The following is a 10002-nucleotide window of genomic DNA, read 5'->3' as shown; positions in this document are numbered from 1 at the left end:
CCTATTCATCATGCTGAATTAATTCCAGAATTTAAACAAGAATTAGAAGATTTTGGTCGAATTTACATGTATCGTTTGATGCCTGATTATAAAATTTTTGCACGTCCAATTACAGATTATCCAGGAAATTCGGAACAAGCAAAAGCAATTCAATTAATGATTCAAAACAACTTGGATCATGCAGTTGCACAACACCCAGAAGAATTGATTACTTACGGAGGAAATGGTGCTGTTTTTCAGAACTGGGCACAATATCTGTTAACAATGAAATATTTGTCTGAAATGACAGACGAACAAACATTGGTCATGTATTCTGGTCATCCAATGGGATTGTTTCCTTCACACAAAAATGCGCCTCGTGTTGTCGTTACGAATGGAATGGTCATTCCTAATTATTCGCAACCTGATGATTGGGAAAAAATGAATGCATTAGGCGTTTCTCAATACGGACAAATGACGGCAGGAAGTTACATGTATATTGGTCCGCAAGGAATTGTACATGGTACTACGATAACCGTATTAAATGGTTGTCGTAAAATTGATGATAAAGGAACAGCAGGAAAATTATTTGTTACGGCTGGTTTAGGCGGAATGTCTGGAGCTCAACCAAAAGCAGGAAATATTGCAGGAGTGGTATCTGTTACTGCAGAAGTTAATCCAGCAGCGACTTGGAAACGCCACGAACAAGGTTGGGTGGACGAAGTAATTTCAGACTTGGATGAATTAGTCGCTCGTGTAAAAAAAGCTAAAGCAGATAAAGAAGTTGTTTCGATTGCTTATGATGGAAATATCGTTGATGTTTGGGAAAAATTTGACCAAGAAAACGTTTATATTGATTTAGGATCAGATCAAACTTCTTTGCATAATCCTTGGGCTGGTGGTTATTATCCGGTTGGATTAACATTAGAAGAATCAAATCAAATGATGGCCGAAAACCCAGAGTTATTCAAAGAAAAAGTCCAAGAATCTCTTCGTCGTCATGCTGCTGCGGTTAATAAACATACTGCAAAAGGAACGTATTTTTTTGATTATGGAAATGCCTTTTTATTAGAAGCTTCTCGTGCTGGAGCGGATGTTATGGCAGAAAACGGAATCGATTTCAAATATCCTTCGTATGTACAAGATATTATGGGTCCAATGTGTTTCGATTACGGATTTGGACCATTCCGTTGGGTCTGTACTTCTGGAAAACCAGAAGATTTACTAAAAACCGACGAAATCGCTTGTCAAGTTTTAGAAAAGATTATGCAACATTCTCCTGCTGAAATTCAACAACAGATGCAAGATAATATTACGTGGATAAAAAGAGCACAAGAAAATAAATTGGTTGTTGGATCGCAAGCTCGAATTTTATATGCAGATGCAGAAGGACGAATCAAAATTGCGAAAGCCTTTAACGATGCAATTGCGAAAGGCGAAATAGAGCCAGTTGTTTTAGGTCGTGATCATCATGATGTTTCGGGAACAGATTCTCCTTTTCGCGAAACGTCTAACATTTATGATGGTTCAAAATTTACAGCTGATATGGCGATTCATAATGTTATTGGGGATAGTTTCCGTGGCGCAACTTGGGTTTCTATTCACAACGGTGGTGGCGTTGGTTGGGGCGAAGTAATCAACGGTGGTTTTGGAATGCTGTTAGATGGATCTTCAGATGCTGAAAACCGTTTAAAATCAATGTTACATTGGGATGTGAACAATGGAATTGCTCGACGTTCTTGGGCAAGAAATGACGAAGCTATTTTTGCGATTAAACGCGCTATGGAAGAAGAACCTTTGCTAAAGGTTACACTTCCTAATATGGTTGATGAAAATTTATTATAAAAGCTTATGAATACTATTGAAAATTTACTCAAATTAATTTCTTCTCAAAACAAAAGAGATATTAAAAAACTCGAAATTAGAGAATTAGAAGAAGAAAAAAAAGGGAACTTTATTGCTTTTGTAGATGACCAGTCGAATAGTTACGATGTAAATATAGTAATCAAAAATAAAGAAGTTACTTCCCATTCTTGTGATTGTGGAAGTAACGAATCTTGGTGTATTCATCAAAAAAAAATGCTAGAAGAAATCGTAAAACTTACCTCTTTAAAACCTGTTAAAAAAACTCGCATAAAAAAAGAAAAAGAGAGCGAAACTTTACTTAAACTAATTGAAGAAGAAGATTTAAGAAAATGGTTACTTGATTTTTTTAATACAAATAGAGAAGCTGAACAATATTTCATGTTATCATTTTCTCAAAAACAAAAAGAGTATTCTCTTGATGAAGTAGAACAATTAATAAAAGATACAATAACCTCAATAATAGGTAAAAAAAGGAAAGTAGAAATATCCGAAGTAAAAAAGATAATCGATTTACTACAAATTGCTCTTGAACCTGTATTTGCTTATATAGATTGCATTATTAAGACGACAGAAATCGCAAAACCACTAATTATAAGAATATGTGATTTATTACTTTCTTTTCATTTTAACTCGGGTACAACAAGTAAAAGATTAGAAAAATATGTTTACGCTATTATAGAAAAATATGCTTTTAGGATCAATAAAATAGCAGTAGAAGAACAATGGAAAAACGTTGTACTTGATCATTGGAGCAACTTCCTTAATATGGATAATATAACTGTAAATGATTTTGAAATAAATAAAGAAATATATTATCAAGCGACTACAGAGAGAAAAAAAATTATCGGACAACACCTTCTAAATTACCTAAAAAAATGGCATAAAGAAAATATAAATTATAACATAGAGATTCAGACATTCTTTCTACAAATCATGATAGAGACAGAGTTGTTTACAGAAATAAAAGATTATTTCAAACCATCAATTTATCAAAATGACTATAATTTAATGATTTTAGAAGAACTAATGAAAACTGACCATATTGCTGTAGAAGCTTATTGTAAAGATATTATTTCAAACAATTCTAAAGAAAAATACAACTACCCTTATTACAATATTCTAGAAAAACTTTATAAACAGACAAATGATTTGCCTAAATATACAGAAATAAAACTTTTAAAATTCCCTTACAATCCATCATTAGAAGATTTTCTTTTTATAAAAAATCATTTAAATGAAGAAGAAAAGTTTAAAAAATTCAGAACGAAAACACTTACTAATCTTAAAATAAATTTTTACGAATCAGATGATTGTATTGATTTATATTTTAAGATATTAGATGCTGAAAAGGAGTATAAAAAAATGATCGATGTAATAAGTAATTATGTTCCAGCTGAAATAATTTTATGTTATTTTGATCAACTCTTTTTATTTAACAAAAATACCTTCTTAATAAATTTACTTAAACGTTTAGCTTATCTCTACAGTTATTCTTCTCAAAAAGATATGGAACTTGATTTAATCAATAAAATTAAAAAATCATACGGCGATATACTTATTAAAAAATATTTAGATTTTTTAATTAATAGCGATAATTTTATAAAAATTAGAATTCAGAATAATGAATTTATAGAAAAACTACTTGACTAATTTATTTGTTTAATTGTGATCTCATAGACCTAAAATAAACAGTTGAATAAAATTCTGATGCTAAAAACAGTTTAAAATCAATATACATTGGGATGTGGATGAAACGATGAAGCTATGTTTTCGACAAAACGTGCCATGGAAGAAGAACCTTTGCTAAAGGTTACACTTCCTAATATGGTTGATGAGAATTTATTATAAATAACTAAACCCACCTCAATTGAGGTGGGCTTTATACTTCTATAAAAAGAATATTAAGAATGTATAGCTACAACAGTAGCTACTGCAGCTCTTACACAATCTTCGATATATGTTTTGATTGCATCACGATCCTCAACATTTATTTTACTGTCTTGATAAGCTTTTTCAACATCATTTTTCAAATCAGTAATTTTTTTTTCAGATTTCTCTATTTCTTTTGCGTCTTTTACATTAATACGATCAATCAACGCTTTACCCAAATCACTTGCTAATTTTTTAGCTTTATCATTTAACAATGCAGGCATCGGAATTTTAGCAACAGCAGCATTTGCGGCAGTAATATCTGTATAAATAACTGTTGCAATATCTGATTTTACTACAGCTTTGTCGCAACTTGATTTGCTTCGTTTGCATCATACGCTTTGTCTAAAGCTTTCTGTGACTCTTTTTGCGCTTTTTTTGAGGTGTTTCATTTTTACATGATCCTAATGTAACTAATGCAAATACACCTAAAACTATTGAATTTTTTTTCATTTTTATTTATTTTGTTAGATAGATACAACCAAATATAAAAAAACAATAATTAGACAAACATCGTTCATCTATATTTTAGAACTATTTAAATTTAACAGATCATACAAACCATTGATATATGTTAACTTATTCAATTAAAACTTCTTACCCTACATCAATACAATCAATACATTGGAATTGTAAATTTGTATAAGAAAATAAAAAAACATCATTATGAACACAAAAAATATAGAAGCGGTTATCGCTCCAAGAGAGCCTCATTTCGTAGGAGATGGATTTAGAGTTCATAACTTTATTCCGAGCGGTTATCATTTAGACATGAGAAGAATGGATCCTTTTATTATGTTGGATTACAATTCAAAATTTGATTTTCTTGCAACGGACAAACCAAAAGGTGTTGGTGTACATCCGCATCGTGGTTTCGAAACCGTAACAATCGCTTATCAAGGAAGTGTTTCTCATCATGACAGTGCTGGCGGAGGTGGAACAATTCATCAAGGCGATGTACAATGGATGACAGCTGCGTCAGGAGTTTTACACAAAGAATATCATGCAGAAGAGTTTTACAAAAAAGGAGGAATTTTTCAAATGGTTCAATTATGGGTAAATCTCCCTGCAAAGGATAAAATGAGTGCGCCTAAATATCAAGCCATTGCACACAAAGATATTCCAACTGTTGAAGTTGAAAATGGATTTGTAGAAGTTATAGCTGGTGAATATAACCAAGCAAAAGGTGCTGCATCTACTTTTTCTCCTGTTCATATGTTGAATGCAAAATTAAATGAAGGTGGTAAAGCGAATTTTAGTTTCCCAGCACATTACAATACAGTTTTATTGGTTATTGAAGGTGAAGTAAAAGTGAATGAGCAAGAAATTGTTCCAACAGATCATTTGTTATTGTTTACTAATGAAGGAGAAGATTTTACAATCGAAGCGACTGAAAGTAGTGTGGTACTTATTTTGAGTGGAGAACCTCTAAATGAGCCAATCGCATCATACGGTCCATTTGTAATGAATACACAAGAGCAAATTCGTGAAGCATTTGACGATTACAATCACGGAAAATTTGGTACATTAGAAGATTAAATATTCAACTTAAAAATATATTAGATGGAAATTAAACAAATTGATGATAAAAAAAATGGCGCTTTTGCCATTTTAGATGGCGATAAAAAAGCTGGAGAAATGAGTTATGTTTGGGCTGGAGATGATAAAATCATCATCGATCATACAGAAGTTGATGAAGCTTATGGCGGACAAGGTATTGGTAAAAAAGTTTTATTAGCCTTGGTTGATTGGACAAGAAATAATAATATTAAAGTTATTCCTTTGTGTCCTTTTGCAAAAGCACAATTTGATAAAAACACAGAAATTAGAGATGTTTTATCTCAATAAAAAAAGGAACTCGATTTAGAGTTCCTTTTTGTTTTTAATATCCTATTGCTTTATCATCACCGCGTGGATCTGCGCCTGCTTGATATGTCCCGTCAGTATTAACTAATATTCCATCTACTCGCCCATAAGGTTGACGTTCTTTCAAAACATAACCTTTTTGTTTTAACGATTCGCGAACGTTTTCTGAAATTGCATTTGGTTCATAATCGATTTGATCTGGTAACCATTGATGATGAAATCTTGGTGCAGCAACAGCTTCTTGCATTGTCATTCCGAAATCAACAACATTTACAATTGCTTGAAAAACCGAAGTAATAATCGTAGAACCTCCAGGTGTTCCCACAACCATAAACAATTTACCATCTTTTTCTAAAATAGAAGGCGTCATCGAGCTTAACATTCTTTTCGAAGGTTCAATTGCATTTGCTTTTCCTCCAACTAAACCATATAAATTTGGTGTTCCTGGTTTTACAGAAAAATCATCCATCTCATCATTCAACAAAAATCCTGCACCTTCCACAACCACCAAAGAACCATACGAATTATTTAAAGTTGTCGTAACAGAAGCTGCGTTTCCATCTTTGTCAACAATTACATAATGCGTAGTTTCCATCGATTCTTTTCCAAATATTTCTCCCGCTTTAATTGCTGAACTTGGTGTTGCTTTATCAAACGAAAAATCTTTCATTCGATTTACATTATAACTTTTATCTAACAATTGTTTTTGCGGAACTTTTATAAAATCTGGATCACCTAAATGTTCTGCACGATCTGCATAAACACGACGCTCGGCTTCTACCATTACTTGAATTGTAGAATCTGCCTGAAATCCCCATTTATGAATAGGATAATCTTCGATTGATTGAAACAACGAAACCAATGCAATTCCTCCACTTGATGGTGGTGGCATCGAAATTACTTTAAGATTTCTATAATTTCCCGCAACTGGCGTTCTCCAAACCGATTGATATTGTTTTAAATCTTCGTGAGAAATAATCCCGTTTCCACGTTTCATTTCTTTTACAATCAGATCAGCCGTTCTTCCTTCATAAAAACCAGCGCGACCTTTTTGTTGAATCAGTTTTAATGTATTTGCTAATTCTTTTTGAACCAATCGATCTCCTTCTTTCCAAGAAGCTTTTGCAGTTAAAGCATTTATTTTTGAATTATATTTAACAAAATCGTCATGCTTATTCGTTAATTCACTTGCTTGTTGTTTAGTGATTTTAAAACCTTTTTGAGCCAAATCAATTGCAGGTTGCACTAATTCTTTCCAATTCAATTTTCCATATTTTTCATGTGCCTTTACCATTCCATCTACTGTACCTGGAACGCCTGCTGCAAATTGTCCATACAAACTAAGATCAGTAATTGCATTTCCTTCTTTATCCCAATACATATCTTCAGTAGCTTTCAAAGGTGCTTTTTCACGATAATCTAATGCATCCGTTTTTCCTTTTGCATCACGATAAACTAAAAATCCACCGCCACCAATATTTCCTGCATTTGGATAAACAACTGCCAAAGCGAACTGTACTGCAACAGAAGCGTCAATTGCATTTCCACCTTTTTTCAGAATTTCAACTCCAACTTTTGAAGCTTCGGGATGAGCCGTTACAACAGCTCCATTTTTATAAGATTCTTGCGCATTTAGTTGAATAATGGCAAAGAACGAAATTATTATAAATGATATTTTTTTCATAAAATCGATTTAAAACAAAAATATCAAAGTTTTAAAAAACTCCATCAACTAACATCGCTTTTAATTCATAAAAAAAGGAGCTCTAATTGAGCTCCTTTTTAAGATTATTTCTAAAAAATTGATTATTTCAATTTCTTTTTAACTTCTACAGTTTCGTATGCTTCGATGATATCATTTACTTGAATATCATTAAAGTTTTTAATGTTAAGACCACATTCGTAACCTTTGTTCACTTCTTTAACATCATCTTTAAAACGTTTCAATGAAGCTAATTCACCATCATGAATTACAACACCATCGCGGATAATGCGAACTTTAGAGCTTCTATAAACTTTACCGTCCAATACCATACATCCTGCAATTGTACCAACTTTCGTTACTTTGAATGTTTCACGAACTTCAATATTACCCGTTACTTGCTCTTTCAACTCTGGAGATAACATACCTTCCATTGCTTCTTTAATCTCTTCGATCGCAGCATAGATAATAGAATAAGTTCTGATTTCTACTTCTTCTTTATCAGCAATTTCACGAGCAGATACACCTGGGCGAACATTAAATCCGATAATAATTGCATCAGATGCAGATGCTAACAATACGTCAGATTCTGTAATTTGTCCAACACCTTTATGTAAGATGTTAACAATAATCTCCTCTGTAGAAAGTTTTTGTAATGAGTCTGTTAATGCTTCAACAGAACCATCCACATCTCCTTTCAAGATAATATTTAATTCTTTAAAGTCTCCTAAAGCAATACGACGTCCAATCTCATCAAGTGTGATGTGTTTTTGTGTACGAATAGTTTGCTCACGTTGTAATTGATCTCTACGAGATGCAATTTGTTTCGCTTCGCGTTCATCTTCGTAAACTTTAAACTTGTCACCTGCAGTTGGAGCTCCGTCTAAACCTAAAATTGTTACTGGAGTAGATGGACCGGCAACTTTAACGTTATTTCCTCGTTCATCTAATAATGCACGAACTTTACCATGGTGTGATCCTGCTAATACATAATCACCAATGTGTAATGTACCCGTTTGTACAATTATAGTCGAAACATATCCACGTCCTTTATCTAATGCAGCTTCTACAACTGTACCAGATGCTTTACGTTTTGGATTTGCTTTAAGATCTAATACTTCGGCTTCTAATAAAACTTTTTCTAATAAATCATCAACTCCTAAACCAGATTTAGCTGAAATCTCTTGAGATTGATAAGTACCACCCCAATCTTCAACTAATAAGTTCATTTGAGCTAATTGCTCTTTTACTTTTTCTGGATTAGCTGCTGGTTTATCAACCTTATTGATTGCGAATACCATTGGTACTCCTGCTGCTTGTGCGTGAGAAATTGCTTCACGTGTTTGTGGCATGATTTGGTCATCAGCAGCAATCACAATAATTGCAATATCCGTTACTTGTGCACCACGAGCACGCATCGCTGTAAAGGCTTCGTGACCTGGTGTATCTAAAAATGCTACACGTTTACCACTTGGTAATGTTACGTTGTAGGCTCCAATATGTTGTGTAATACCTCCTGACTCACCAGCAATTACGTTTGCTTTACGAACATAATCTAATAAAGATGTTTTACCGTGGTCAACGTGTCCCATTACAGTTACGATTGGCGCGCGAGTTACTAAATCTTCTTCATTATCGATTTCTTCTTCTTCCGTTGAGATTTCTTCTTCAGCATTAGCAAATTCTGCTTCGAATCCGAAATCATCTGCAACTAACTGAATTGTATCAGCTTCAAGACGTTGGTTCATGGTAACCATGATACCTAAAGACATACATGCTGAAATAACTTCTGTAACAGAAACATCCATTAACGAAGCTAATTCGTTAACTGTTACAAATTCTGTTACATGTAAAGTTTTGTCCATGTCCATTGCTTCTTGCTCTTGCTCAGCAAATTCACGACGTTCTTTACGTTTATCTCTTCTGTGTTTAGCCCCTTTAGATCCTTTTCCTTTATTCGTAAGTTTATCTAAAGTGTCTTTAATTTGTTTTTTAACATCTTCGTCAGAAAGTTCTACTTGAGGAACTCTTGGTCCTCGGTTATTACCTCCTCTAAAGTTTCCACCTCCTTGACGGTTTCCACCTTGACCTTGGCGATTTCCACCTCCTTGTCCTTGACGGTTGTTATTATTTCCTCCTCCGTGGTTGTTGTTTCCACCTTGGCGGTTGTTATTGTTTCCACCTCCGTGGTTGTTATTTCCACCTTGGCGATTGTTATTATTCCCTCCGTTTTCACCAGCTTTTGCTACATCTTCTGGTTTAACATTTTTCTGGATACGTTTGCGCTTTTTCTTGTCAGCAGCGTTATTAGCACCTTTCTGATTCCCCTTTTTATCGTCAGATTTTTTCTTATCAAATTTAGATAAGTCAATCTTTGCACCTGTAAAATTAGGTCCATCTAGTTTTGTGTAGACAGTTTCAATTTTTTGAGGTTCTACTGCTGCTACGTCTTCAATTTCTTCTTTCTTCACTTCAGGCTTCGCTTCCGTTTTTACTTCAGGCTTTTTAACCTCTTCCACCTTTTTAGGTTCTTCTTTCTTCACCTCTTTTTTAACTTCCGCTTTCGGTGCTTCCGCCTTTTTAGGTTCTGCTTGCTCTTTTTTAGGAGCTGGAGAATCTTGCTTTTTAGGTTTACCTGTATTATTTATTTTATCAAGATC

At 33.5% G+C, this 10002-nt stretch carries 7 protein-coding genes; 4 read left to right on the top strand and 3 right to left on the bottom strand.

Annotation, left to right across the window (positions count from 1 at the left end; all coding sequences use genetic code 11):
• Both Q0616_RS07650 and Q0616_RS07645 read left to right on the top strand, forming a co-directional pair.
• Window positions 1-1824, top strand: a 1824-nt coding sequence (locus Q0616_RS07650; protein ID WP_298776222.1) for a urocanate hydratase, incomplete at its 5' end; no start/stop codon positions are given.
• A gap of 6 nt (window positions 1825-1830) precedes the next feature.
• Complete coding sequence (locus Q0616_RS07645; protein WP_188319262.1) at window positions 1831-3495, top strand: hypothetical protein; 1665 nt, start codon at window positions 1831-1833, stop codon at window positions 3493-3495.
• 251 nt (window positions 3496-3746) lie between these two features.
• Here the strand turns inward: Q0616_RS07645 and Q0616_RS07640 are convergent, their stop codons facing one another.
• Entirely contained in the window at window positions 3747-3998 is a 252-nt protein-coding gene (locus Q0616_RS07640) for a hypothetical protein (protein ID WP_171623364.1), read from the bottom strand.
• Window positions 3999-4440: 442 nt separating this feature from the next.
• On the opposite strand from Q0616_RS07640, the gene Q0616_RS07635 reads away from it, so the two are divergent.
• Both Q0616_RS07635 and Q0616_RS07630 read left to right on the top strand, forming a co-directional pair.
• The gene (locus Q0616_RS07635; RefSeq protein ID WP_260541901.1) at window positions 4441-5313 is read left to right on the top strand and encodes a pirin family protein; all 873 of its coding nucleotides are present in this window, start codon (window positions 4441-4443) and stop codon (window positions 5311-5313) included.
• A 24-nt stretch (window positions 5314-5337) separates the two neighbouring features.
• Window positions 5338-5622 (top strand): GNAT family N-acetyltransferase, encoded by a 285-nt coding sequence (locus tag Q0616_RS07630; protein WP_260541900.1) that lies wholly within the window; start codon window positions 5338-5340, stop codon window positions 5620-5622.
• Window positions 5623-5656: 34 nt separating this feature from the next.
• On the opposite strand, the gene ggt is transcribed toward Q0616_RS07630, so the two are convergent.
• Together ggt and infB are read right to left on the bottom strand one after the other, a co-directional pair.
• On the bottom strand, window positions 5657-7324 hold the full coding sequence (gene ggt / locus Q0616_RS07625) for a gamma-glutamyltransferase (RefSeq protein WP_298776220.1): 1668 nt from the start codon (window positions 7322-7324) through the stop codon (window positions 5657-5659).
• A 122-nt stretch (window positions 7325-7446) separates the two neighbouring features.
• A partial coding sequence (gene infB / locus Q0616_RS07620; RefSeq protein ID WP_298776219.1) for a translation initiation factor IF-2 occupies window positions 7447-10002 on the bottom strand: 2556 nt, incomplete at its 5' end.

The sequence above is a fragment of the uncultured Empedobacter sp. genome, from assembly GCF_937930195.1.
Taxonomy (GTDB): domain Bacteria; phylum Bacteroidota; class Bacteroidia; order Flavobacteriales; family Weeksellaceae; genus Empedobacter; species Empedobacter stercoris.
This window is presented reverse-complemented; position numbering and strand designations above follow the sequence as displayed.

Coding starts and splice junctions, on each gene's coding strand:
- Q0616_RS07645 (WP_188319262.1), top strand. CDS start 1,831: ATGAATACTATTGAAAATTTACTCAAATTAATTTCTTCTCAAAACAAA.
- Q0616_RS07635 (WP_260541901.1), top strand. CDS start 4,441: ATGAACACAAAAAATATAGAAGCGGTTATCGCTCCAAGAGAGCCTCAT.
- ggt (WP_298776220.1), bottom strand. CDS start 7,324: ATGAAAAAAATATCATTTATAATAATTTCGTTCTTTGCCATTATTCAA.
- Q0616_RS07630 (WP_260541900.1), top strand. CDS start 5,338: ATGGAAATTAAACAAATTGATGATAAAAAAAATGGCGCTTTTGCCATT.
- Q0616_RS07640 (WP_171623364.1), bottom strand. CDS start 3,998: ATGCCTGCATTGTTAAATGATAAAGCTAAAAAATTAGCAAGTGATTTG.